The sequence below is a fragment of the Paenibacillus helianthi genome (genome assembly GCF_001909055.1).
Lineage (GTDB): Bacteria > Bacillota > Bacilli > Paenibacillales > Paenibacillaceae > Paenibacillus_AQ > Paenibacillus_AQ helianthi.
The window spans coordinates 53,475-78,501 of sequence record NZ_LVWI01000033.1; the positions used below are offsets into that span (position 1 = coordinate 53,475).

Annotated in this window: 23 protein-coding genes and 1 pseudogene; 7 read left to right on the forward strand and 17 right to left on the reverse strand. The window is 51.3% G+C overall.

The genetic code is table 11. The features are described from left to right. Window positions 1-12: 12 nt before the first annotated feature. A complete protein-coding gene (locus A3844_RS09320) occupies window positions 13-1,317 on the reverse strand; it encodes an MFS transporter (RefSeq protein WP_074107262.1) in 1,305 nt (434 codons plus the stop codon). Window positions 1,318-1,650: 333 nt separating this feature from the next. Between A3844_RS09320 and A3844_RS09325 the strand changes: the two are divergent. Continuing rightward, window positions 1,651-2,119 (forward strand): annotated as a pseudogene (locus A3844_RS09325) (MarR family winged helix-turn-helix transcriptional regulator). Between the two features lie 165 nt (window positions 2,120-2,284). On the opposite strand, the gene A3844_RS09330 reads toward A3844_RS09325, so the two are convergent. Together A3844_RS09330 and A3844_RS09335 are read right to left on the reverse strand one after the other, a co-directional pair. Beyond that, on the reverse strand, window positions 2,285-2,842 hold the full coding sequence (locus tag A3844_RS09330; RefSeq protein WP_074086809.1) for a GNAT family N-acetyltransferase: 558 nt from the start codon (window positions 2,840-2,842) through the stop codon (window positions 2,285-2,287). Window positions 2,843-3,086: 244 nt separating this feature from the next. Continuing rightward, window positions 3,087-3,386, reverse strand: a complete 300-nt coding sequence (locus tag A3844_RS09335; RefSeq protein ID WP_074086808.1) for a hypothetical protein — start codon at window positions 3,384-3,386, stop codon at window positions 3,087-3,089. A 239-nt stretch (window positions 3,387-3,625) separates the two neighbouring features. Here A3844_RS09335 and A3844_RS09340 point away from each other — a divergent pair, with 239 nt between their 5' ends. Then, window positions 3,626-4,105: a GAF domain-containing protein gene (locus tag A3844_RS09340; protein WP_074086807.1), complete on the forward strand. Its 480-nt coding sequence runs from the start codon at window positions 3,626-3,628 to the stop codon at window positions 4,103-4,105. Between the two features lie 131 nt (window positions 4,106-4,236). On the opposite strand, the gene A3844_RS09345 is transcribed toward A3844_RS09340, so the two are convergent. The 3 genes from A3844_RS09345 to A3844_RS09355 are packed head-to-tail and all read right to left on the reverse strand — an operon-like array spanning window position 4,237 to window position 9,010. Continuing rightward, window positions 4,237-6,669 (reverse strand): glycogen/starch/alpha-glucan phosphorylase, encoded by a 2,433-nt coding sequence (locus A3844_RS09345; RefSeq protein ID WP_074086806.1) that lies wholly within the window; start codon window positions 6,667-6,669, stop codon window positions 4,237-4,239. Between the two features lie 49 nt (window positions 6,670-6,718). Beyond that, window positions 6,719-7,822: a glucose-1-phosphate adenylyltransferase subunit GlgD gene (gene glgD, locus A3844_RS09350; RefSeq protein ID WP_074086805.1), complete on the reverse strand. Its 1,104-nt coding sequence runs from the start codon at window positions 7,820-7,822 to the stop codon at window positions 6,719-6,721. A gap of 24 nt (window positions 7,823-7,846) precedes the next feature. Next, window positions 7,847-9,010 carry a glucose-1-phosphate adenylyltransferase gene (locus A3844_RS09355; RefSeq protein WP_074086804.1) on the reverse strand — a complete coding sequence of 388 codons (1,164 nt, stop codon included), beginning with the start codon at window positions 9,008-9,010 and terminating at the stop codon, window positions 7,847-7,849. A gap of 470 nt (window positions 9,011-9,480) precedes the next feature. On the opposite strand from A3844_RS09355, the gene A3844_RS09360 reads away from it, so the two are divergent. The 3 genes from A3844_RS09360 (at window position 9,481) to A3844_RS09370 (ending at window position 12,563) form a co-directional block, all read left to right on the forward strand. Beyond that, window positions 9,481-10,167, forward strand: a complete 687-nt coding sequence (locus A3844_RS09360) for a response regulator transcription factor (RefSeq protein ID WP_074086803.1) — start codon at window positions 9,481-9,483, stop codon at window positions 10,165-10,167. Next, complete coding sequence (locus A3844_RS09365) at window positions 10,164-11,795, forward strand: sensor histidine kinase (protein WP_074107263.1); 1,632 nt, start codon at window positions 10,164-10,166, stop codon at window positions 11,793-11,795. The genes A3844_RS09360 and A3844_RS09365 overlap by 4 nt, the downstream gene beginning before the upstream one ends. A gap of 201 nt (window positions 11,796-11,996) precedes the next feature. Continuing rightward, window positions 11,997-12,563, forward strand: a complete 567-nt coding sequence (locus A3844_RS09370; protein WP_074107264.1) for an FAD-dependent oxidoreductase — start codon at window positions 11,997-11,999, stop codon at window positions 12,561-12,563. Between the two features lie 180 nt (window positions 12,564-12,743). Here the strand turns inward: A3844_RS09370 and A3844_RS09375 are convergent, their stop codons facing one another. Then, the gene (locus A3844_RS09375) at window positions 12,744-13,727 is read right to left on the reverse strand and encodes a glycosyltransferase family 2 protein (RefSeq protein ID WP_074107265.1); all 984 of its coding nucleotides are present in this window, start codon (window positions 13,725-13,727) and stop codon (window positions 12,744-12,746) included. A 97-nt stretch (window positions 13,728-13,824) separates the two neighbouring features. Further along, on the reverse strand, window positions 13,825-15,957 hold the full coding sequence (locus tag A3844_RS09380) for a glycosyltransferase family 39 protein (RefSeq protein ID WP_074107266.1): 2,133 nt from the start codon (window positions 15,955-15,957) through the stop codon (window positions 13,825-13,827). 526 nt (window positions 15,958-16,483) lie between these two features. On the opposite strand from A3844_RS09380, the gene A3844_RS09385 reads away from it, so the two are divergent. After that, window positions 16,484-17,200, forward strand: coding sequence for an AAA family ATPase (locus A3844_RS09385; RefSeq protein ID WP_244169739.1), 717 nt, complete (start codon window positions 16,484-16,486; stop codon window positions 17,198-17,200). Window positions 17,201-17,235: 35 nt separating this feature from the next. On the opposite strand, the gene A3844_RS09390 is transcribed toward A3844_RS09385, so the two are convergent. From A3844_RS09390 to A3844_RS09425, 8 genes are all read right to left on the reverse strand, one after another. After that, the gene (locus tag A3844_RS09390; protein WP_074107268.1) at window positions 17,236-17,781 is read right to left on the reverse strand and encodes a DUF1697 domain-containing protein; all 546 of its coding nucleotides are present in this window, start codon (window positions 17,779-17,781) and stop codon (window positions 17,236-17,238) included. Window positions 17,782-17,796: 15 nt separating this feature from the next. Continuing rightward, window positions 17,797-18,618 (reverse strand): phosphotransferase family protein, encoded by an 822-nt coding sequence (locus tag A3844_RS09395; protein WP_074107269.1) that lies wholly within the window; start codon window positions 18,616-18,618, stop codon window positions 17,797-17,799. A 15-nt stretch (window positions 18,619-18,633) separates the two neighbouring features. Continuing rightward, a complete protein-coding gene (locus tag A3844_RS09400) occupies window positions 18,634-18,930 on the reverse strand; it encodes an antibiotic biosynthesis monooxygenase family protein (protein ID WP_074107270.1) in 297 nt (98 codons plus the stop codon). A 29-nt stretch (window positions 18,931-18,959) separates the two neighbouring features. Further along, window positions 18,960-19,586 (reverse strand): hypothetical protein, encoded by a 627-nt coding sequence (locus A3844_RS09405; protein ID WP_074086794.1) that lies wholly within the window; start codon window positions 19,584-19,586, stop codon window positions 18,960-18,962. Window positions 19,587-19,706: 120 nt separating this feature from the next. Further along, the gene (locus tag A3844_RS09410) at window positions 19,707-20,813 is read right to left on the reverse strand and encodes a GerAB/ArcD/ProY family transporter (RefSeq protein ID WP_074107271.1); all 1,107 of its coding nucleotides are present in this window, start codon (window positions 20,811-20,813) and stop codon (window positions 19,707-19,709) included. A gap of 28 nt (window positions 20,814-20,841) precedes the next feature. Continuing rightward, entirely contained in the window at window positions 20,842-21,045 is a 204-nt protein-coding gene (locus tag A3844_RS32755) for a hypothetical protein (RefSeq protein ID WP_074086792.1), read from the reverse strand. Between the two features lie 5 nt (window positions 21,046-21,050). Then, window positions 21,051-22,205, reverse strand: a complete 1,155-nt coding sequence (locus A3844_RS09420; protein WP_074107272.1) for a Ger(x)C family spore germination protein — start codon at window positions 22,203-22,205, stop codon at window positions 21,051-21,053. After that, window positions 22,202-23,752 (reverse strand): spore germination protein, encoded by a 1,551-nt coding sequence (locus A3844_RS09425; protein ID WP_074107273.1) that lies wholly within the window; start codon window positions 23,750-23,752, stop codon window positions 22,202-22,204. Before A3844_RS09425 ends, A3844_RS09420 begins: the two co-directional genes overlap by 4 nt. 200 nt (window positions 23,753-23,952) lie before the next feature. Here A3844_RS09425 and A3844_RS09430 point away from each other — a divergent pair, with 200 nt between their 5' ends. Continuing rightward, window positions 23,953-24,285 (forward strand): MGMT family protein, encoded by a 333-nt coding sequence (locus tag A3844_RS09430; RefSeq protein WP_074107274.1) that lies wholly within the window; start codon window positions 23,953-23,955, stop codon window positions 24,283-24,285. Here the strand turns inward: A3844_RS09430 and A3844_RS09435 are convergent. After that, window positions 24,273-24,962: a DUF1361 domain-containing protein gene (locus A3844_RS09435; protein ID WP_074086789.1), complete on the reverse strand. Its 690-nt coding sequence runs from the start codon at window positions 24,960-24,962 to the stop codon at window positions 24,273-24,275. The two genes, A3844_RS09430 and A3844_RS09435, sit on opposite strands and share 13 nt — an antisense overlap. Between the last annotated feature and the right edge of the window lie 65 nt (window positions 24,963-25,027).

A 25,027-nucleotide genomic window follows, 5' to 3' on the forward strand; every position in this document is an offset into this window, starting at 1 on the left:
CGGACAGTCCGTTTAGGCTACTGATTGTTCCAGGGCGTGCGACGCCTTGTCTCTTTTTTCGATTCCCGGCCGCAGGAAGAGCAGCGACGCTCCAAGCAGGGCTGCCAGCATACCCGAGACAATGAAAGCCGTGACTGGACCGGAAACTGTCACTAATGCCCCACCGGCTACCGGCCCCAGAATAACCGCTGCACTGGTCAGACTGCTCACAATTCCAAATACCCGGCCCGTATAGGCTTCCGGTGTCCTGCACTGTAGCATCGAGTTGAATGGAATAAGCACAAAGCCTGCGCCGGCACCGGCGAGAACAAACGAACCGAACAACATTATATTCATCCAAAGGCCCGCCTGTCCGTAAGCAGCCACAAGAGCAGCGCTCGCAAATACAGAGCCCATGAGAATCGTACCGGTGGCCATGAACACAAGCGGGCGCTTGCTGCTGCCCATGCGTCCCACTACGAGGGCCGAGAGCAGAGTACCGAAACCGCTGGCAGCTACGCACCAGCCCAGCAAATCGGCATTCACTCCGGGAATTTCCCGGAACAGAGTAACGGTCTGGGAATCAGCAACCTGAAGCACCAGCAGGGCTGCTACAATCATCACGACGCCGCTGAGCACCACTGGCATGCCGGCAATCAGCCGTAATCCTGCACCAGCTTCCTTGCGGAAGGAATGGCGAAGCTTTGGCGTTTCAGCAGCCTCACTCACTCTGTCTGTCTTGAACATCCCCGCTCGCGGCAGCCCCAGCAGGATGACCGCCGATACGATGTAGCTCACCGAATCAATGATGTAGCAGGCGGAAATTCCGACGGCTGCAACAAGCAGACCTCCAACCGCAGGACCGATAATTTTGGTAATCTGCTCTATGGAAGAGCTGAGCGCTACCGCTTGATCCATTTGTTCAGGCGGCACAAGCTCTTTGAGCTTACCGCTTTTGGCCGGAGAGAACATCACATCCAGAACCCCCTTCGCCAGCAGCAGGACATAGACTTGCCAAAGAGAGCCCGCAAATACCAGACAAGCCACAATCCCGGCACGCACCAGATCAGACCCGATCATGATTGCTCTGCGGTCCATCCTATCACTTAAATATCCTGCGAATGGACCCCCTAGAAGCATCGGTACTGCCATACATAAGGAGACGGCGGTTATCTCCCAGGGTGAAGCCTGCCACTTCAGTCCGACCATAGTGAGCAGGGCCAGAATATGCAGCCAGTCCCCTATATTAGATACCAGCTGTGCTGTGATTAGCACTACAAATGGCTTGTTGGCCGTGAGTTTCACTGCCTGCGCCGCATTCCCCTGATTTTCTTTCATCCTTTATCCACTCCCCGTACAATTGGTTATCTACTGTAACCATAATAAGGAATTGCACAGGAAGGTTCATCGAACCCTGGCTGTAATTACCTGCTGCGCCTAAGGCTGATTTCCCGCTCCTTCCAGAGACGGATTGCGGTAATCTCCAAAAAGTTCACAACTTTTGTGCACCCGTAAAAAATTGTTTGATTTTTAATAATTAAAAGTGTGCTCATTGTGACAAATCACATGTTCAACATTCCTTCTTTGACGTATTGTAAAGCTAGATCAACGAAAGCAGGATTCCAAACCGTGTGGGCAAGCCCTCACGATTAACAATAGAGGTGGAGAAGCATGATACAATCCTATGAACGCGATACTCAACTGACACTGCATTTGTACCGGGTTTTTGCCAAGTCTTTCAAGAGCATTAATGAGCATGCCGTAACCGGCAGCAAGATTGAAGGCTTCAATCCTACGGCTTTCGCTGTCATGGAAGTCCTCTACTACAAGGGACCACAGCCTTATCCAACAGATCGGCGCCAAGCTGCTGCTGCAGAGCGGCAACGTTACCTACGTAATCGACAAGCTGGAAGAACGCGGCTACCTGCAGCGCAAACCCTGCCCAAGTGACCGCCGGGTGATCTTTGCCGAGTTGACTGCAGAAGGCGAACGTCTCATGAACGAAATGTATCCGAAATATTCGGAGCGGCTGCATCTTGCATTTAGCGGACTGAGTGATGAAGAGAAGGAACAGATGATTACACTGCTTAAGAAGATGGGCCTGCAGGCTGAGAAACTCTCTCCGCTTCCCCGCAAGTAGGATTTAGGCCTCAGAGGTTGTGAATCAATTCACGTTCAGACTAACCTAAATAGAAAACGGCCGCGCCCCCTGTACAGGAGAGCGCGGCCATTTTTTGTACATTGGAGCTTCGGGATGACCAGGTTCAGCCTTCCTTCCTCACGCTGTGCTCCTTCATTGCTGAAGTTAGTCCTTTTGCGAGCCCTCAAGCAGTGCATACAGGACTACATCCTGGAATCCCGCTTCCGTATGCCGGTATTCATGCAGCAGACCCTCCCGCCCAAACCCGAGTGACTGAAACAGCCGCTGCGCCCGGATATTATCCGGGTGGCATAACGCTTCGATCCGGTTGAGGCCCATTACGGCGAAGCCATAGTCCAGCATTAGCTCCAATGCCTCCCGCATGTAGCCCTTCCCCCAATAATCAGGCAGCAGCTCACAGCCGATTTCTCCTCTGTACGCTCCTTGCAGCTGCCAGCTGTTATAACCGCAGCTGCCGATAATATGCCCGTCATGTCCGAGGATGCTCCAGCGCAGACTTTCTTCCTCACGGGACATTTGCAGGAGAATCGCTATGAGCTCTTCCGCCTCCTGCGGAGTAGACAGCGGCGGTGCGGCCAGCCAGCAGGCAACCTGCGGATGCGACCAGACAGCGAACAGGTCTGCCGCATGCTCCGCCTCCATCGCGCGCAGCTTTACTTTTTTTCCGTGCAGGACAGGGACTTCTCCGCCACATACATACAAGACGATCGTCTCCTTTCAACTTTATTTAGTATACATCAGATGCAACAACGGCTGCGCCGTCCTTTTGAAGGCTTAGGCTTCCGAAGCAGCGATACTATGTATTGCTATCAGGTACCCGATTGAAACGAGAAATAGCAGGATAATTTATAGCGTGAAGCGTAGCGTAGAATTTAAAATAGCGCCTGTCATGGGTGCTTACCACCCGCAACAGACGCTGTCGTTATCTAATTGTAACGGCCGGGAGCTATCCGGACGCACCTGCTGCTCGGACTGGCTTAAGAACTTCGGTGCACAGCACCTGAAGCTTCTGCTGGATCGCCTTGAACTCCTCAATTCCCGTTCCGGTAAGACTGTAAGCCTCCCCATGGGCAGTCAGGAAATTCTCCTGGGAGAGCCGCTCCAGCTCCTGCTTCACTTCACGTTCTGCCACCCGGTACCCCAGATTCTCCAGCTCCGGCAGCATCTCTGCCAGTGTCAGATCCTTCTCATGTGCACAATACAACATATGGATTCCTATGAACAAGTTCTGTACATCGGCGCGCATATCCCACTCCTTCCGGCCAGAAGCCTTCGGTATTTATAACTGCATTACCCTGGGGAGAGAGATCGGAAACATCAACCAGATATGGTAACCGGGCGTTCCTTCCCACTGAGCCGCTGATGTAAAATTCAAACAATCCGTCAATATCCCAGGAATGCTTGACGTATCCCGCCGGGCTGTACTATGTTGTTAGTTACAGTTATGGATTTATGCTGATTTATCGTACAGGAAGGTGATGCTTCATGTTTCAAGCCATGCCCTATGATGGCACACGCAGCGAGAGGTTTGAATCGGTTCTCAGCCAGCTCGGTGCACTGATGGAAGGCGAGCCGAATGCCATTGCCAATCTGGCCAACGCCTCCGCACTGCTTAAGTACTCTCTGCCGGATACCAATTGGGCCGGCTTCTATTTATTCGACGGCAAGGAGCTGGTCCTCGGACCGTTCCAGGGATTGCCGGCCTGCCTCCGCATTCCGCTGGGCAAGGGGGTGTGCGGTACGGCCGCCAGCGAGCGCCGTACGCTGGTCGTTGGTGATGTACATGCCTTCCCTGGGCATATCGCCTGTGATGAGGCTTCAAACAGCGAGATCGTCGTCCCGCTGGTTCAAGGCGAACGCTTGCTGGGGGTGCTTGATATTGACAGCCCTATCAAGCACCGTTTTGATGATGAGGAACGCCGTTTCCTGGAACGGTTCGCCACACTGGTTGCCGACGTCATCTGATACGCTCCGTAATCAGACAAAGAGACCTTCACCGCCGCAGAATAATCTGCGCTGGTGAAGGTCTTTTTGCTGCCGGGGTGCTGGAGAGAATCCTCTCTTCCCGCACTCCAGTTTATTCAGTCGGGCTCTGCCTACAGGCGCACCGGACTGATATTCCAGATCTCGGATGCATAGCGGGCAATGGTATTGTCGCTGGAGAATTTGCCGGAATGTCCAATATTGATAATGGATTTCTTCAGCCATTCCTTCTGGTTGCGGTACGCCAAGTCAATATTGACATGGGTCTCCACATAGGAAGCGAAATCCTTAAGCACAAAAAACTCATCGTTATTGTCCAGAAGCGACTGATACAGCGTATCGAATTCCTGGGTATTGCAGCAAATAGGCCCAGGGGTCACGAGCTGATCCAGCACTTCCTTCACCCGGCTGTCGCCGTTGTAAATATCACGTGCATGGTAACCGCCGTATTGGTAGTAATCCATAACCTGCTCCGCACGAAGACCAAACAGGAACATGTTGTTATCCCCGACCATTTCATGCATCTCCACGTTCGCCCCATCCATCGTTCCGACGGTTAGCGCACCGTTCATCATGAACTTCATGTTCCCGGTACCGGAGGCTTCCTTGCTGGCGGTAGAGATCTGTTCACTAACATCAGCAGCCGGAATAATCTTCTCCGCCAGGGACACCGAATAATTTTCGAGGAAGAAAATATGGATCTTGCCCTTGATCTGCGGGTCTTTATTGACGACATCGGCTACCGTGTTGATCAGCTTAATGATGCGCTTCGCCAGGTGATAGCTTGGCGCTGCTTTGGCACCGAAGATGAAGGTGCGCGGCACTATGTCCATGGAAGGGTTATCCTTGAGCTGATTGTACAAGTGCATGATATGAAGCACATTCAGCAATTGGCGCTTGTATGCATGCAGACGCTTTACCTGCACATCGAAGATCGAGTCCGGATCTACCTGAACGCCATGCTTGCTGAAAATATATTCAGAGAGGCGCTGCTTGTTGCGGCGCTTGATTCCGGCCACCTGCTCCTGGAAGGAAGCATCCTCACTGTATTTGATCAGGCCAATCATTTCCTGCGGATGATGAACCCAACGCGAACCGATCGATTCAGTAATCAGTCCGGCCAGCTCCGGGTTCGCATGAAGTAACCACCGCCGGTGGGTGATGCCGTTTGTCTTGTTATTGAAGCGGTGCGGATACATCTCATTGAACAGACGCATTTCGCGCTTCTGCAGTATCTCTGTATGCAGAGCCGCCACACCATTAACGCTATGGCTGGCTACGATCGCCAGATGGGCCATGCGCACCTGATCATCATGAATGATTGCCATTTGATTAATCCGGTTCTGATCCCCCGGATATTTACTCATCAGCTCACCGCAGAAGCGGGCGTTAATCTCCTCGATAATGAGGAAGATACGCGGCAGGAGCTCCCGTACCATGCTGATCGGCCATTTTTCCAGCGCTTCGCTTAGAATGGTATGGTTCGTATAGGAGACCATGCGGGTAGTGATACTCCAGGACTGCTCCCAGCCGAGTCCGTGCACATCCATCAGAATCCGCATCAGCTCCGGGATAACCAGTGTAGGATGCGTATCATTGATATGCAGGGCCACTTTGTCCGGCAGTGATTCAATGCCAAGCCCGTTCTTGCTGTAAGTCCGCAGAATACTCTGTAACCCCGCGCTGCACAGGAAGTACTGCTGCTTCAGCCGGAGCAGCTTGCCTTCATACTGCGAGTCATCCGGATACAGAAACTCGGAGATCGACTCTACCGAACGCTTGTATTCCAGATACTTGTGGTAATCACTTCCGGCCAGAGAACCGAACATCCGTGAAGGCTGGGCGATGGACTCTGCGCTCCAGTTGCGTAGTGTGTTCACATGCCTGCAGTCAGCACCGATGACTGGCACATCGTAAGGAACCGCGCGCACCGCTTCATAGTCCTTATGCTCGAAGGCCAGCTCACCGTTCTCCTCACGGGTCTCGATATGGCCCCAGAACCGTACCTCTACCTGCTTGTCTTCCCGCCGCACTTCCCATACATTATCATTCTGCAGCCAGTAATCGGGCAGTTCCACCTGATACCCGTCAACGATTTTTTGCTCGAACAGGCCGTATTTGTAACGTATGCCACAGCCATGCCCTGCATACTGCAGGGAGGCCAGTGAATCCAGGAAGCATGCCGCCAGACGGCCCAGACCGCCATTGCCGAGGCCCGCGTCCGCTTCCTCCTCTTCCACATCCCGAAGGCAGAACCCCAAATCCGTAAGTCCGTCACGTACAACCTCAAGCACGCCCATATTAAGGAGGTTATTGCCGAGAAGTCTGCCGATTAGAAACTCCATGGAAAAATAGTATACCTGCTTATCCTTATCGGCTTTGAACTTCTGGTTGGTGTCCGCCCAGTTCTTACCCGCATTTTCACGGATCATGTTGCCGAGAATGTTGTAGATGTCGGCGTTCGATGCTTCCTCCAGCGGCTTGCCCAATTTCCCGATGAGTGTCTCGCGGAACACTTGTTTAAAAGTCTCTTTATCGTTGAACAACAGCAGGTTCCTCCTGACAAATGCTTTTTTTAAAAGAATGGCCTCACGGTTAAATCTTACTGCTCTTAACAATCACAAATGGACGTCTGCTGTCCCCGACAAGTATCCGGTCCTTGCTTAGTTGCACGTCTTTATCCATAATGACATTCTCAATCACGGCATTCTCTTCGATGACACATTTCTGCATAATCACCGAATTAATAATGCGCGCACCCTTGCGGACCTGCACCCCCCGGAAAATCACGCTGTTCTCCACGGTCCCCGCAATAATGCAACCATTGGCCACCAGCGAATTGCTGACCTCCGCGCTGTCCAGATAGCGGGTAGGAGCTTCATATTTTATTTTCGTCTGAACCGGGTTCTCTTTGAAGAGTCCGAAATAATTATCCTGCTGCAGCAGCTCCAGACTGTTCTTGTAATAACTCTCCAGGGAGTTGATTACGGCATGATAGCCTGTATATTCATAAGCGGCAATCTTGAACTTGTGGCGGTTCTTCTGAATGGCGTCACGGAAAAAGTAACTCTCCCCATGCGCAATGCAATATTCCACCTGCTCCAGAAACAGCTTTTTTTCCATAATAAAAATATCCAGATAGACGTTATGATGATCCTTCTCCTGATGGATCTCCGTCACATTACTGTCCTCGTCTACATCAACCCGCAGACAGGGATCGTGCTCCGGCTTAAGGATGTCAATTTTCTTGTAAACCAGCGTGACATCGGCACCCTTCTCCATATGATATTGAAACACATCCTGGAAATCGACGGTGTTGATGTGCTGGCTGCCGGAGAACACAATATATTTGGCCGCAGCCCGTTTGAAGAAATCAAGATTGTTGTGATAATGCTGCAAATCCCCCAGGGAAGTATCTGTCGGATCATTCCAGTCAGGCGGCAGAATGAACAGGCCCCCGTGCTTGCGGTTCATATCCCACGATTTGCCGTCGCCGAGATGGTCCATCAGCGAACGGTATTTACGGCGGACAAACAGCCCCACGCTCTCCAGCTCCGCACGCATCATGTTGGAGAGAACAAAGTCGATCAGCCGGTAGCGGCTGGCAAAAGGCACCGCCGCGCCGCAGCGGAAATAGGTCAGCTCGTTTAATTGGTCCAGTTCATGGTCAAGATTAATGACACCCATGAGTTCTTTCATCGAAATCCCCCCGTCCTCTGCTGATTATATGGTTTTGGCTGCAACGGATTTGCGCTTTTTGCTTCGATTGTCGATCAGCAGAATTTCTTCCTCATCCTCCCGCTCAATCCCGATCTCCATGTAATCTTCAATGACCGTATTCTCACTGATAATGGCCTTGTGAATTCTTACATTCTTCCCGATCTTGACCTTTGGCATGATGACAGAGTCCGTAATCACACTGCCTTCACCCACTTCCACGCCGTAAAAGAGTACTGAATGCTTCACTTCTCCGTGGACAATGCAGCCTTCATTAATGATGCAGCCCGACACCTTCGCTCCCGGAGCTACATATTGTGCCGGCTGGTTCGGGTTGCGGGTGAAGATACGCCAGTTCGGATCGTTCAGATTCAGAGGCGGAGTATCGCTCAGCAGATCCATGTTCGCTTCCCACAGGCTGGTTATAGTACCTACATCTCTCCAGTACCCTTCAAAAGGATACGCAAAGAGGGATTGGCCATCAGCCAGCATGAGCGGAATAATATCCTTGCCAAAGTCATGGGACGAGCCGGCGTTCTCTCCGTCCTCCAGGAGATGCTTGCGGAGCACCTCCCATTTGAAAATATAGACACCCATAGAAGCCAGTGTACTTTTCGGCTTCGCCGGCTTCTCGTCAAATTCATAAATTTTAAGATCCTCATCCGTATTCAGTATGCCAAACCGGCTGGCTTCCTCCAGCGGAACATCGATAACCGATATGGTGCAGTCGGCATTTCTAGCCTTGTGGTACTGAAGCATCGCATAATAGTCCATCTTGTAGATATGGTCTCCCGACAGAATCAGCACATGCTCCGGATCGAATTGATCCACAAACTTCAGATTGCGGTAAATGGCATCTGCTGTGCCACGGTACCAGCTGCTCCCGTTCTCCCGTTCATGCGGCGGTAAGACAAATACCCCGCCGTCCTTGCGGTTCAAGTCCCAATCGCTGCCTACTCCGATGTATGAATGAAGCACAAGCGGTTCATACTGCGTCAGCACACCGACAGTATCAATTCCCGAATTGGAGCAGTTGCTCAAAGGGAAATCAATAATCCGGTAGGTCCCCCCAAAATAAACAGCGGGCTTTGCGAGCGACTTGGTCAATCCCTTTAACCTTTTCCCTTGGCCTCCCGCCAATAACATGGCTACCATTTCTTTTTTCTTCATGGAAGAGCCTCCCTTAACTTATGGGTAGTGAAGCATGTAATCAAAAAGGTTGGATGATGAATAGTACAGCGTAGATTTAACCCAGTGCAGAAATAGAAACTCCAGAAAGAAGTGTAGCGAAAGAGACGTGCTTCAAAGGAATAAGATAAGGTCAGAAACGGGGAAAACACATAGAATTGGGACTTATTTCCGGCCACGGAAAGACTCTTTAGGCCGGGTGGTATCCTTATTGTAAAGTGTTCTATAGCCGCCGTCAAAACCCTTTATCGTCCCGTTCAAAAACTATTTATATTCTGACTAAACTTCTTATTAATAGCATTAATATCTCCGTATAATTAGATTAACCATTATGATTAACCCTGAAAGACTATTTTCGAATCCTTTCCTAATTTAATGTTTCCATCTTCAGCAAACTTTCATTCTGATATGTCATAATGTAGCTAACTATTACCGATGTGGAGGAACAATGCATGAAGGCTGCCCAAGGTGTACGATTGCTGCTCGTGGATGATGAGCCTCATATTCTCCAGTTCCTGGAGCTGGGCCTGAACAATGAGGGCTTTGAAGTAAGAACCGCTCCGGACGGGGTTAGTGCCATTGCGGTTGCTGCGGAATTCAAGCCCCATGTGGCCATTCTGGATGTGATGATGCCGGGGATGGACGGGTTCGAGCTCTGCCGCTATCTCCGTTCGGAGGAATCAGAGCTTGCGGTAATCATGCTTACAGCCAAAGATGAAGTGGATGACCGTGTTAAGGGTCTGTCCATTGGGGCTGACGATTATATGGTCAAGCCGTTCAGCTTCGAAGAGCTGCTGGCCCGGATTCAGGCACGTCTGCGGAACCAGTTCCCGGGACTGCTCGGCGAAGTGCGCTGCGGACCATTCCGGATCGATGGCCGGCGCAAGGAAATCCGCCACAAGGACGAGGTACTGGAGCTGTCCCCTACCGAATACGAGCTGCTGCAATACCTGGTCATCAATCATGGTCTGGTGCTGAGCAAACCGATGATTCTCGATAAGGTATGGGGCTATGATTTCGGCGGTGAGGAGAATATCGTAGAGGTCTACATCCGTTCCCTCCGCGAGAAACTGGGCGACAAAGAACACCGGATCATACGCACGCTTCGCGGTGCGGGTTATCGGGTGGATCTGGTATGATTGCCCGTGCCAAGGGTCTATTCGGCAGGCTCCCCGCGCCGCGCTCCTTGCGCAAGCAGCTGCTGATCATTTCACTGCTGATTCTCTCCGGCCTGCTGCTCTTAATCGGTGTGCTTCAGTATGTACTTATGCGTGATTTCATCTACACCAACCGGGCAGAATCCATGGAAACCCAGATCCGTTCCGTGCCGCGTGAGATTTTTTTCAACTCGCTGGCTTTCAATAACAACGGTGAGAAGGGATCCGGGACAAGCAGCGGAGAACCAGGCAGCGGTATCAGTGGCAGCACTGGTACGCCAACTCCAGGACTGCCGCCTGTAAACGGCAGCTCGGGCGGTATTGGAGTCCCTGAAGGCAGCGGCACTTTCATCCCCGGCAATATGCGTAACGCTGCCAACCGGCGTCCGCTTCTGCTGGACGCCCATACGACCCTCGCGATTTACAGCACGGGCGGAGGGTTCAAGGATTTCCAGGAGGAGACCCTATCTGATTCCTCCGCTCCCAGATTATCCGATGCAGAGTACAATAATTTGCTGAAGCACACCACCGACAAGGCTACCGGCAGCTACCGGCTCATTACCGCACCGGACGGCAGTGAGCATCTGGCCGTATTCATGAATCTTGGCAAACCCCAGGAGTCCCGGATGCTGCTGCAGATGAGTGTGGGTACAGGCCCGCTGAAGGATGTGATCATGCAGCAGCTGCTGATTTTTGCAGCCTTATCGGTTGCAGCCCTGCTGGCTGGGCTTCTCCTGTACCTGCCAGCCCTGCGCAAAACGCTGGTCCCCTTATCCAACATGGGGGAAGCCGCACAGATTATCGATGCAGGCAATTTGAGCGAGCGGTTCCCCGTAAACCAGGGACAGACAGAGATCGACAAGCTGTCCCGCTCATTCAACGGAATGTTGGAGCGGCTGGAGATTTCTTTTCAAGGTGAGCGTGAAGCCAAAGAGCAAATGCGGCGTTTTGCCGCTGATGCCTCCCATGAGCTTAGGACCCCGCTAACGTCCATCCATGGATTTCTGGAGGTGCTGCTGCGTGGAGCTGCAGATAACAAGGAACAGCTCATGAATGCGCTAAGAAGCATGCACGGAGAATCGAAACGGATCAATAAGCTGGTAGAGGATCTGCTCCTCCTGGCCCGCATGGACGGAGCGCCGCAGCTTAACATCAAAAAAATGATGCTGGGAGATGTGATCACCGAGATGCAGCCGCAGCTCCTCATGCTTGCCGGAGACCGCAGGGTTACCTTCGGGATCCCTCGCGGCATCTGCGGCATGTATGATCCCGACAAGCTGAAGCAGGTGATTCTTAATCTATTCCACAATGCTGTACAACATACCGATGCTGAAGAGGGAATTATACATGTTGGCCTGGTTGCCCGGGGAACAGAAGCCGAGTTGACCGTGAGAGATAATGGCTCCGGGATCGCGGCAGAGCATATTCCCCATGTATTTGAAAGATTCTACCGAAGTGATTCTTCACGCACCCGTAAATACGGCGGCTCCGGACTCGGACTCTCCATAACCAAATCCATTGTGGATGCACATCACGGCGACATCCGTGTCGACAGCCGCCCCGGTGAAGGAACCTCCTTCAAGGTTACCCTTCCCTGCTTCACAGATTAGCTAATGAAGAATCATTAACGTTATAATAGTAAGTGAGACGCTCACAAAACTTAAGGCCTATGCTTCCGAAGTGAGTTTTGTACGGAGCGGTTCGGATGATGTGTAGGCTCACAAAACTTAAAGCCTATGCTTCCGAAGCGAGTTTTGTACGGAGCGGTTCGGATGATGTGTAGGCTCACAAAACTTTTAGGAGGTTATGTTATGTACGAAATCGCCATCATCGGGGCCGGCCCTGCCGGTGCAAGTGCAGCCCTGTTCGCCGCCAAGGCGGGCAAAAAAACGCTGTTAATCGACAACGATAAAGGCATGACGCGCAGAGGCTGGTATGAGAATTATTATGGGATTGCTGAAATTGGCGGGCCCGAGCTCGTGGAAACCGGTCATAAGCAGGCTGTGCAATTCGGTGCGGAATTAGTAGCAGACCAAGCGGTGAACCTCACTGCAGCCGGCGAGGGCTTTGTCATTGAGAGTGAGAGCGGCGCTACTTATGAAGCGAAGCACGTAATCCTGGCAACGGGTGTGCTGACGGATCTGGCCGCCAAAGCCGGTGTAGACACGAAGGACGGCACAGAACCAAGAATCAAGACCGTTGTAGCCGTGAATGCTGAAGGCAAAACCAATGTCGAAGGTATTTGGGCTGCCGGTACGGTAGCCGGAGTAAGCGTTCACGCCATTATTACTGCCGGAGACGGTGCGAAGGTTGCTATTAATATTATCAGTGAACTGAACGGTGCAAGATATGTAGACCATGATCTGCTGAAGGCTTAAACTTACTGTTCGGCACGAAAGAGCTTCAGGCCAGTTAAGGCCAGCCAGAGATACATCCGGCTGGCCTTTTTGGACGTCGGTGCTCTATCCACTGGATTCAGCCTTGCCGTCAGCGAACCCGGCCATTTGCCCCTGCACCGGGAACCTGCCGGACGGACAAGACCTTTGCACCATCGTCAATTATTTATGAAGCTGTGCCACCCTTTGCTCGACTGCACCTTGCTGCTGCTTGCCGCTGTAAAAGTCCTGGACAATATAGAGCGGGCGTCTCTTCGTTTCGTCATAGATCCGGCCCACATACTCACCCAGAATACCCAGCATAATCAGTACAAATCCGTTGAATGTCAAGGTAATGCCGATCATCGATGCCCAGCCCTTAACGGCTGCGTCCGTAAACAGTACCAGGTACAGCACATACATAAGGTACAGAAATCCGGCAGCCGACAGCAGCCCTCCCAGATAGCCCGCCAGCTTCAGCGGCTTGTAGGAAAAGGAGGTGATCCCATCCAGTGACAGCTTGATCATGCGCTTCAGCGGGTATTTCGTTTCACCTGCCAGCCGTTCATCACGCTCATATTCGATAGCCTTCTGCCGGAAGCCGACCCAGCTGACCAGTCCGCGAACGAAGCGGTTTTTCTCTGGCAGCCGTTTCAGTTCCTCGCATACCTTGCGGTCGATCAGCCGGAAATCGCCGGTGTCCACCGGGATAGAGATGTCCGTGGAATACCGCAGCACCCGGTAAAAGAGGCTCGCTGTCCACTTTTTAAACAGAGACTCCCCGTTGCGCTTCACCCGTTTGGCATATACAACCTCATAGCCGTTGTTCCATTCCCGGATCATATCCAGAATCAGCTCCGGCGGGTCCTGCAGATCAGCGTCGATGATGACTACCGCATCCCCCAGCGCATAATCCATACCCGCGGTAATGGCAATCTGATGACCAAAGTTGCGGGAGAAATCAATCAGCTTCACGCTCTCATCCCAATAACTGTATTCCTCAATCATCTGCGCACAATTATCCGTGCTTCCGTCATTGACGAACAGCAGCTCGTAAGCCTCTCCTGTCGTTTCCATTACCTTTTTTATCCGCCGGTAGGTTTCCTGAATAACCGCCTCTTCGTTGTACATCGGTATGATTATGGAATAGCGCACGTGCGTACTCATGAGCAGCTCCTCCTTAATTTCATTTCTAGTCATGAAGCGCGCTTTTGCCAAAAAATCAAGTAAAGCGCGCTTACTATACAGCCTGGTAAACCCCGTCCTACTGAACACTCACTTCGTACAAGGTTCCGCCGTTATTACCTGTCTCTGTTCCCTGCCATTCTGCTGTTGGAACTACCGTTCCATGCTCCGTAATCCAATTGGTAATTTCAGAGCTGCCCCCGCGACCGCCGCCCATGCCTCTGGTAGTGACAAGGAAATATTTCACTTTACCGCTCGCCACAAGCGCCTTCAGTGTATCAGTGGTATACGGCACATCCGAGTTGTTGAACCCGTTTAGAATAACGACCGATTCATTTTTATCGATAATATAAGGGCCTGCAGTTCCATAATCCATTGCCGCGAACAGATACTTCTCACCGGTATTATGCTCTTTCAAATAGGTCAGCAGACTGTCGTTGACTCCCGCTGTGCCATTTCTGCCACCCAATCCGCCTATTCCTCCTTTACCACCCATGCCGCCAAAACCGCTGCTGCTGTCCGGTCCAGCCGCCGGAGTCATGCTGTTTGCTCCGTAAGTGATAGGTGTCAGTGCCCAGTAGATAGGTCCGACCAGCAGCACCAGTAAACCCATCACCGCTGCAGCATGTACGAAAGGCTTCTTCTGCCCTTTCCATACCCGCAATGCGAGCAGCAGAACAGTGACAGCGATCCCCCCAGCCAGAACACCTATGGACCAGCCGCTTTCGATCTTATCGTCATAAGGATGCATAATGTACCACTGAAAGACAGCTGTAGCGAGCGTCGCCACTGGAAGCAGCCAGGACAGCCAGGTTGAACGTTCTTTGTAATAAGTCCACAGCTGCAGCCAGCCTGCTCCGGCCAGTGCCGCAATCGGCGGAGCCATCATAATCAGATAATATTGGTGAAAAAATCCGGCGATGCTGAAGAATCCCATAGCCGGCACCAGCCAGGCCAGCCAGAACAATGCTTCTGTATGCCGCCATGTGAAATTCCGTCTGCGCAGGCTGGCAAAGATTCCGATGCAGCCGAATAGCAGGAAAGGCAACAGCCAGCTGGCCTGGCCGGACAACGCCGATTGGAACAAGCGGAGCGGACCGGCAGTACCTGTGTTGAACATTCCTCCTGCCCCGCCATTCATCCCGCCACGGCCGCTTTGCCCGAAATCAAACTGGCCTCGGCCGTCCATTCTGCCTCCCGGCATCCCGCCGTCATCTGCAGCCTGGCCGCGGCCATTCAAGCCTCCGTCAGTCTGTTCGCCTCCTGTACCTCCAGGTGGCTGTCCCTGTGCCTGACCGTCTGTACCACTCATCATTCCTTGACTGCCTTGGGCGGCGGCTCCGTTCATGGGCGGCATCTCCCCGCCATTCCATGACGGCATTTCGCCGCCAGGAAAGCCGCCACCGCCGCCTCCGGTACTGCGGTCACCGGTCAAGCGCGACACCCCGTTATAGCCAAAAGCCAGATTCAGCACAGAGTTCGTCCCGCTGCTGCCCATGTAAGGCCGTTTGCTTGCCGGGATCGAATCCACGATAACCGCCCAGGATAGCGAAATCACCAGCAGCACTGCGGTACAGGCTGCGAGCACTCCGGTTTTCCTCTTCCAATTCACCTTCGCAGCCAGAACATAGAAGAGGTAGAATGCGGGAAGCACCATGTATGCCTGCAGCATCTTCTCGTTGAAGCCTACGCCGATCAAGGCAAACGCCGTGAGGAGACTGCCCCATTTATTGTGCTTAGTACCCTTGAAGAGAAACCATGCTGCAAGCAAAAGCGTGAATACCAGCATGGCATCAATATTATTCGTTCTGCTGACAGCAGCAGCTACGGGTGTAGTTGCCATTGCCAGTGCTGCGAGCCGCGCTGCCGTGCGGCCAAAGGTTGGTTTCACCAGCAAATATACCAGCAATACGGAGCCTATTCCGCTAAGCACCTGCGGAAGGATCACGCTCCAGCCGTGCAGGCCGAAGATCAGCGCGCTGAGTGTCTGAATCCAGAACGTCACAGGCGGCTTATCAACCGTTACCGAGCCTGCCGAGTCCAGCGAGGCAAAGAAAAAGTTGTGAAAGCTCTGAAGCATACTTCCTACTGCTGTGGTATAGTACGTGTTTGAGTATTGATCATTCCAGATTCCATAGCCATACAGAAAGGCTGCAAGCAGCAGAATACCCAGCAGCACGACATCGGAACCCAGCTTTTTTATCCATTTCATTTCTCTCCACTCCCATCGATCGATACACTATTCCGGCAGTGCTCTATCCCCCGGTACAGCTTTGCTTAGGTGTATTATGGCACCCCTACCTTAACTGATAATGAAATCAGGCTGAATGTTTGCTGAATACCGGAACGAGAAATACGGAATGAGAAATAGCCCCACAACGTGGGGCCAAGATTGTCGGGAAACCCAGGATTTTTACGACCTTGGGTTTCTTTTTACGTTCAGACTGTCAGGGGACAAGCATTGGTCTAGCGGGAAAAGGTGAAGGTTAATATTTCAAGTTATCATGGTAGAGTTAGCAGTACGCCGCAGGCGCTAACAGCTTCAGTATTGGGCCCAGGGAGGATATAATTACCACAATGGGCATCAAGCCTAGTATTGAATTTGGATAATGATGAAGCATGAAATTAGGTAAGGGAGTGCGGCAATGATTTATGTAAGAAGCTTTAAGCTTTCTGATTATACAGATCGGAATCCCAACATATACCCTGATTATGTATTTAAGCACGTGGCTGGAGAGGTGCTTTTGTTTGATCGGATTACGGTGCTATATGGCAATAACGGGAGCGGAAAATCCACTTTACTCAATGTAATCTCCAACAAGTTGGGCATTCCTGGGGCGGAAAGAATGACAAGCTATGGACATATTAACTATGCGCAACGTTTCCTTGATTTGAGCAGCTATCAGTTTGGGTATGATGAGCAAGAACGTGAAATCAGGCAACTTCCAAAAGGAAGCCGATATATGAAATCAGAGGATGTTCTATATGAGATCAAGAAGATCCAGCAATCTTCCGTGCTTCGTGAGGGAATCATAAATGAACAGAGGCACAAAGGGATGAGCGAGGCTCAGGCGGCAGAATATGAAGCTACGTATGCGTTTAGGAAGAAGCTGGAGGACATTCAATTTTCCCAGGAAAAATACTCCAACGGGGAGACGTCCATGCAGTTCTTCGAGGAATATCTGCTGCCTGGGCAATTGTATTTATTGGACGAGCCGGAAACATCACTTTCTCCTGCTAATCAAATACGGATGGCAGAACAAATAAATGAGCTGGCACGATATTTTGACAGTCAATTTATTATTGCCACTCATTCCCCTTTTGTTCTAGGCACGTTGCATGCAAAAATATATAATCTGGATGCGAGGCCTCTTCAAACAGCAGAATGGTTTGAGCTGGACAATGTGCGGTTTTTTTATCAATTTTTCAATAAGCATAAGCCATTGTTTGAATGAGAGAAGGTCCAGCACCGTCTTTCAATGCCAGCCTGCTATTCCCCCCGCCCGATTGCGGCCAGCTTATTCACCGTATTCCAATTCCGTGCGGTAATGGATGTGCCCAGCCATTTGTCGAGCGGAACCTTGAACAACGGAGACTGGCTTACACTTACCTCATACAGGGTGTACATCTCTTTGCCGGCAACGCGCAGCTTATCTGCGCCATCGGCGTAGGGGGTCAGCTTGTCCAGTGCCTCCTCCGAGGGAGCTTTACTAAGAAAAGAAACATACAACCTTTTATAATCCTCTTGTGACAGGTTCTGAAAAGGGTTGGCAGCAATAGCCGCCTCCAGTTCCGCAAGCGTACGGATCATCACAGAGACCTCGAAACCAAAGGTGTCCCGGATCGCCGCACCGATCGTTTCCTCAAGCTTAGCGCCTGCCGATTCCCCGCTTTCAAAAACCACATTTCCACTCTGGATATATGTGCGCACCTGTTCATATCCAAGCGACTCGAACATTGCCTTCAAAGCCTGCATTTTAATGATTTTGTTGCCGCCCACGTTAATGCCGCGCAGCAGGGCAATATATGTATTCATAGCGCACATTCCTCCCTAAATGTCCTTACCGGCGGGAGCTAATCTTAGCCGTCTGCGGATTTCACGGACCAGCTGCTCTTTCTCCGCCAGCGGAATGCCTTCCGTAAGCCGGGCTGCTGCTACCGGCAGCACCCAGGCGTTCACCTCGGCGTAAGTAAGACCCGATAACCTGAGGTATTCTCTGATATACCCTTTCGTGAGCCTCTTTCTTATAAAACCAGTAATAAACCTGGTGGCGAGTGATGCTCCCGGAGGCAAGGCCCCCATACTGAGCATAATGACAGACCTCGCAGCATCCCCGGCCGGATCGCCGGAAATCCCGGTCATCCAGTCGATAATCCATGCCTGCCCATCCAGCAGCACATTGTCCGGATGGAAATCCCCGTGCAAGAGCCGGTCTCCCTCCGGCAGCTGCTCTAATTGGGCCAATACGGCCGTCTTCTCCTCCATGGCGAGCATGGGTGCAGCGATAATACTGCTCTTCAGGTTCTCCTTCTGCTTCCCAAAAGCCTCTGCCCCCTGGAGCTTATGAAGATTATGGTGGAGCACAGCCATTTGTCTTGCATATTCGGCAAGCTTCCACGGCTTCTCCCCGATCAGCCTAAGCATGGAGCGTCCATGAATTTGTTGAAACACAATGCCCATACGCCCCTCAAGCGCAGCAAGCTCCATAGGCTGCGGGGTGAGAACGTTATGCTCATAGACATATTTACTGATCTCATATTCGTGCTCCACGTAGTGCGCAGGAATATCCTCACGATAGAGCTTCAGAATCTTCCCTGTTCCATATTCCCGGACCTCTGCGGTTCTTCCTTCCCCAATCCGCTTCCCCTGCATACCGTCTCCCCCAATTTATTCCAGATTAACAGACTTGAAATGCTCCACTACCGGGAAGGGGCTATAATAATGATGGAGCAGCGCTTTCCATTCCTGATATTGGCTTGATTCCCTGAATGAGATGGTGTGATCCTCAAGATTGCGCCACTTCACGAGCAGCAGATATTTATGATCATCCTCCAGACAGTGCTGCAGCTCATGGCCCAAATAACCTTCTATGGAAGAAATCAGTGCGGACGCCGCCTTGAAGCTCTGTTCGAACTGGCTGGTAAGCCCCGGCTTCACATGAAGCATAGCAGCTTCCAGAACCATCACAATCATCCCCTATTGCATATTTATTCTCAGCCTGTGAGCGCATCCCGGAAAAACTCGTGATAAAAGTTAATGATGACGAGCAGCACGGCCAGCGATTCATTGACACTGCCTACTTCGAGCGCATGATTGGCATCGTCAATCCGGTACACCCGGAGATTCTTCTGTCCGCTAAGCCCGGCGGCATGCTCCTCTGTGAATGTCGGGTCGCTGCCACCGTAGATGATGCTGCCCCGGCTTTGTCTCAGCAGCGGCATTGAATCGGCAACTGGTGTTATATATAAATGCGAGGTTTTCTGCTGAAGGTTCATCTCTGCCGCCACTCTTCCGGCAATGACGCTCCCCATGCTTTTGCTGATGAAGAGCAGCTGTTCGTAGTCTGGAAGTGAAGCTACGGCCGCTTTGCATTCCTCGGTTACAATATCGATTTCCTCACGTTTGAGCTCTGCACGTGCGCTCTGATAGCCATATTCGAGCAACAGGATATCGCAGCCATACTCTCTGGCCAGCTTGGAGGCATAATCCAGCAGTGAACGTTCAGCGGAGTAGTTCCTGCCCGGAAATACTACCGCGAGCACCTTCGATTCCTGTGTAATATATTTATGTCTGACTTCTCTGCCCCAATGCGAGGACATGACGATACTTGATACACTCACCTGTGCTTCCTCCTACGCCAGAAATTAGCTCTCTGCCTCCCATTATAGCTATCTTCCGTGAAGGATGGAAATATAAATGAACATGCTGTAAGCATGGAAGCACCAGGAACAACACTGCCCTTAATTCTGAGCAGTTTTCTGCTTACGGATTTTTTTCCGGGCCAGGATTTCAGCGGCAATCCACAGGATCACAGGAATCACCACCTGAAACGGCAATGCATAAATCTTGTAGATATGGTGGGCAAAATAATCCATCTGCATAATATCTTTATAGATAAAATCCGCGAAATAGACCATGATGAGGCCCATTTGAAGCACTACCGAACGGTAACTGCTCAGCTTAAACACCTTGGCTACACCATTACAGGCGGCATAGAGACAGAGACTCACTTTCACAAACAGCGTAGTGACAAAAACAATAGCTGACGAGCCTTCAATCCGGGTCAGGAAATCACCGATGTTGATTCTGCTGACCGCTACATACGAGGGGAAATATAGGCTGGATAAGAGATCCGGCCCCAATACGAGTAGGTTGCGAATCGTGACTAACAGAATAATAACTCCGGCAATCAACGTGCCGCTGATCAGAATCCTGACCGCCGAACCCTTTTGAGGCAACGCATGAAAAGCACCCAGGAACACCACAATTTCGGCAAACGGAAAGGTGAAGGAACCCATCATATCTGTAAACACAGGCTTCCACCCACTATCCAAAACCGGTAATAAATGATGAAATTGAAACTTGGGGATGGAGAGCAGCTGCACCACAACGATTACCCCGAAGGTAAACAGCAGCAGGAACTTGGAACTCCTCCCCAGTACTTCTATCCCCCCCTTCACTACCCACACGCATAGCAGGCCAATGATCAGCATGGGGGCCAGCATAGGTGTTGAAGTCAGAGGAACCGACTTGCCGAACTCCCCAAAATTCCGCAGTACCAGCGAGCCCAGATGAAGCGCATACCAGATATACAAGCAGGAGAGCACTCTTCCTGCTACTGCTCCAAATACAAGGATTAGCATGTCGAACAGATCCTTGCCCGGAAGTAGCACATGTAGCCGGGCATAAATTAACATAAGCGGAAGGGCCAGCAGCATGGCAAGAATGATAGCAATCCAGCTGCTGTTGCCGGACTGTCCTGAAGCCCCCATAAACAGAGAACTGCCGATAATAAAGAGGACCGCTATGCTTATAGACTGGCCTGCCGGGATATTTTCCTTACCCATCTTTCCTCCCCCCTTATAGAGTCTGGTCCTAGAACAACTTCTTAACCATATAAATGATCGTGGGAGACGGGCTGGGGATGTCCCAATGCATGGACAGGGCAAAGGCCAGAGAGAAGGACACAAGGCACAGTGCCGAGCACACATAGAAATCCCGCTTCTTCCCTTGTTTCAGCAGACCGTAAGGGTCAATCACCACGATGATAGCATAGATCAGCAGCAGGTAAATGACCATATCTGTTAATCTCCCAGCCTAATAGAGCGCGAGGTTTTGGCAGTGTTCTCTATAATCACCTTGGAGTCTACTGAAATATCCAGTTTTACGAATTCGTTATCCCAGTTGTCACGGAGCTTGGCCCAGACCTTTGGCTGATGTTCATGAATGATTTCCCCGTAACCAAAGATATCGGCATGGTATTCCTGCTGCAACTTCCGTATGACAGACTCGATGTCCTGCCGGAGGGCTTTGCTGGCGCGCTCCTCGATGCTACTGATGCCCTCATTGCCCGAGAAGTCTTTCGTAGTCATGACTTCATCGAGGCCGGTACGTGTGACTGTTCGGACCTGCAAGCTCAGCTTGCCGTTGACCAGCTTTGGCTTCACCTTGGTTCTGCTTGATAATATCTCCAAAGAATAGGTGGGAACCCCGTGTATGTCATTCACCGCCAATACGCCTCCCTTGATGCCGTCTTTGGCAAACAGCATGTTTTTGGTCTCTTTCCCATTCAGCTTGCCTATCATTTTATCCTTTGAGAAAATAGCACAGCCGTTCACACGTTCATTCTTCTTCCCGTTCTGCTCATGAACGTAGATCAGAGGTGCCACTGCATGATTACCCGAAGTCTCCAGCTTGTCGATGAAATCCCATATTTCCACGTTCGGCGCAGTGCTGGTAAACTTCTCGTCACTCATCATTTGTGCCAGTTCAAACGACAGAATTGCTTTTTTGGATGTGTTCAGGTTCAGAATTTCCCGCGCGGTTGGCTCACTGGACACAAAAATGAACACATCTGATCTGGTTTCAGTATCTCTGCTGTACCAATCCATTGTCTTGATCAGTCCTTCGCGGGCAACCGCCTCGCTGAAGATGATCGCCTTGGCATGGCTCCAGAACAGCTTTTTCCCGGTTAGGGATATCATATTACGGACAATTTCAAACATGGTTTTCCCCTTAAGACTGAGCATTTTGAAGCCGGCCTGATTCTGGTTAAGCCCTCCCTTGATGTCAACGATCTCTGCCGTCAACTGGATCTTGCCGTCAGCAGCATCCTTATCGATGGCCACCCCGGCTACAATGGACATATCATCAACCTCGGTATAGTTCCAGCAGCCGCAGAGACACAGTACCAGGGCCATGCAGAGCAGCAGCGTCAACAGTCTCAGAGCTCGTCTCACCGGCTACCCGCCTTCTTCCGGGACGCCTTCCGCTTCATATTGCGCGTACCGATCCTTGCCGGCCGAAGATACATATCCCACCAGGGCGCGCGGATCGCTGCATCCTTAATATCCTGCGGGCGGATAGAGCCCACTCCCAGCATATAGGAAACACCGAAGGAGCGGAGACTCATCAGATGAATCACCAGACCGAGCAGTCCAAAGAAGTATCCATAGATCCCAAGGAAAAACGCTGCAAACAAAAGAATCAAACGCACGATAATCATGGGTCCGGTAAGCCTTGGATTAAGCAAGGTCGTGATTCCGGTAAGACCTACCACTATGACCATTGGCGCACTCACGATGCGTGCATCTACAGCCGCCTGCCCCAGCACCAGCGCTCCCACAATGCTTACCGCCTGACCAATGGTGGTTGGAATTCGGGCACCCGCCTCACGCAAAATTTCGAATATCGTCAGCATAATTAATGCCTCGATAATGGTTGGGAATGGAACGGATAGCCTGGCAGCGGCAATGCTGAGCAACAGCTTGGTAGGGACCATCTCCTGAGAGTAGGTAACCAGAGCGACATATACTGCCGGAATACTAATGGACATGAAGGCTCCAATGACTCTTAAGAACCGGTTGAAGGAGGCAAAATAATAGTTGACGTAGTAATCTTCACTGGCCTGGAAATTCTCCACAAAAACATAAGGCAGCGTCAAGGCAAAGGGGCTGCCTTCAATCATCAAGGCAATGCGGCCCTCCATAATCTTGCTTACAGCCGTATCCGGTCGTTCCGTGCTGCCCATCATCTCGAATGGGGAGTAGGGCTCGTCACGGATCAGTTCTGCCAGATAACCGGTATCCAGGATATGGTCAATTTCTACCTGTGCAAGCCTTCCCTGCAGTTCTGCCAGAATATCGGGTGAAGCCAGGCTCTCCAAATAGCAGATGCAGGTCTGCGTCTTGGACCTTGTCCCAATGTCACTAAAGACAAACTTTAGATCGGAATTCTGGACTCTGCGGCGGATCAGGGTTAAATTAACGATCAGTGATTCCGTAAAACCTTCTCTTGGACCCCGGACTGCCTTTTCCGTCGTAGGCTCTTCTATTGCGCGAGTCTGCCAGCCTTGGGCATTAATATTCAGCGCCCCGGCATAACCGTCCAAGAGAAATACCGTCTTACCTCCTACAACAGCTCCTACTAGTTCATCCAGCTCCGTCGAAACCATAATGTCACTGATGTTTATGATCTCCATGCGGATCTTCTCCATCAGCTTCGCCGGATTCCCATGGTCTTCTTCCTTGAATGGATAAGTCATTACAGGCTTCGTAATACCATTCTGTATGAGATCCTGGTCAGTCATTCCATCCACATAGATCAGGCCGCAGCGCAACAGCGTTCCATAGTTATTCTCAATCACCCGCACCCGAAGCGTCCCGTCATTGCTGAATATCCGCCGGAACAGAGCCACATTGTCGTCCAGCGAGGGACTAAGCGGCTGGGAAGACGGTATTTTGGAGGCGTCCTGTCTGTTTCCCAGGGCAGCATCTGTGTTCTTCACAGCAGTCACTCCTGACACAATTGTTTTGATCTGATTATCCCCCGACTCTGGTTCTCCTATTCCACATAATTATACTGTGCAGGAAATAGTGTGCTCCAAAAGCAAAGCCCGCAGTACTCCTTGGGAGCATCACGGGCCTGGTTCTTCTGATATAATTCAAGTAAATCCACACTACTGTTTGTACAAAAGGAGTTCCAGCCATGACACCATTCACGCAAAAGGTTATCGCCGTCATCCGCTCGATTCCCGAAGGTTATGTCATGACCTATGGGGGCATTGCCAGGGCTGCCGGAAGCCCGAGAGGGGCCAGACAGGTCGTCCGCATCCTCCACTCCATGAGCCGCACATACAAGCTGCCCTGGCACAGAGTGGTCAATGTCAAAGGGGAAATTGCCCTTACGGACGATGAGTCCAGCTCTCTGCAGCGGCTATATCTGCTGGGAGAAGGCATCGTTTTTGACGCAAAGGGAGCGATCGATCTTCAGCGCTACCAGTATCATCCGAAGTTTGAGGATGAGCTTCAACTGGAATAAGGCCGGTTACTTCCTTTGCCCAGCACATTCAGCAGGCAGTACATCGTTGCATAAATAGCCAGCAGCACACACGCAATGAATACGCTGAAAAAGACCGACTGCCTGTTCAGGCTGTCGACAACGAGCTGGTACAGCTGATGCCGGTCGGTGAGCACATCCCAGCTGTTCAGCCGGTACACCCGTCCAAGCAGAACGCCATACCCCCCGAGCGCGCAGGCAAACACCACGAAAATCCAGGAGAGCAGCAGGTTGCTTTTCCGGTATATCACGGCCTGGAACTGGTACAGGGAGAAGAAACCGGTCAGCCAGCCGCTCCAGGTGAACAGCAGCAGTGTAATCAGATCATACCAGTAGCGGCTCTGGATCGTTCCACCGACAAAATACAAATTCTTGCGGATCGTTAAGTGCACCAAATCTGTCATAATATATGGCGCGTTCGGAAAAAACAGCAGCCAGGCGATGCCGAGCGGAAGCACCAGCAATCCGCCGATTTTTCTTTTGTCCAGTTCATGGGCGGCCATGGAGAACACGAATGGGAGCCAGGCCAGAAACAGATTCCAGATTAGAAACTCGTAGAACGTATCTGTCCGTTGAGACACTACACCGTAGACCGCCAGTGTGACAAGGGACAATCCTGCCAACAGCAGAAATACCTTGATATAATTCAATTCCTTCATGTCCGGGTACTCTCCTTATCCCAATGAATTTCATAAACCCTCTATTGGTAATTGTACAAATTTTT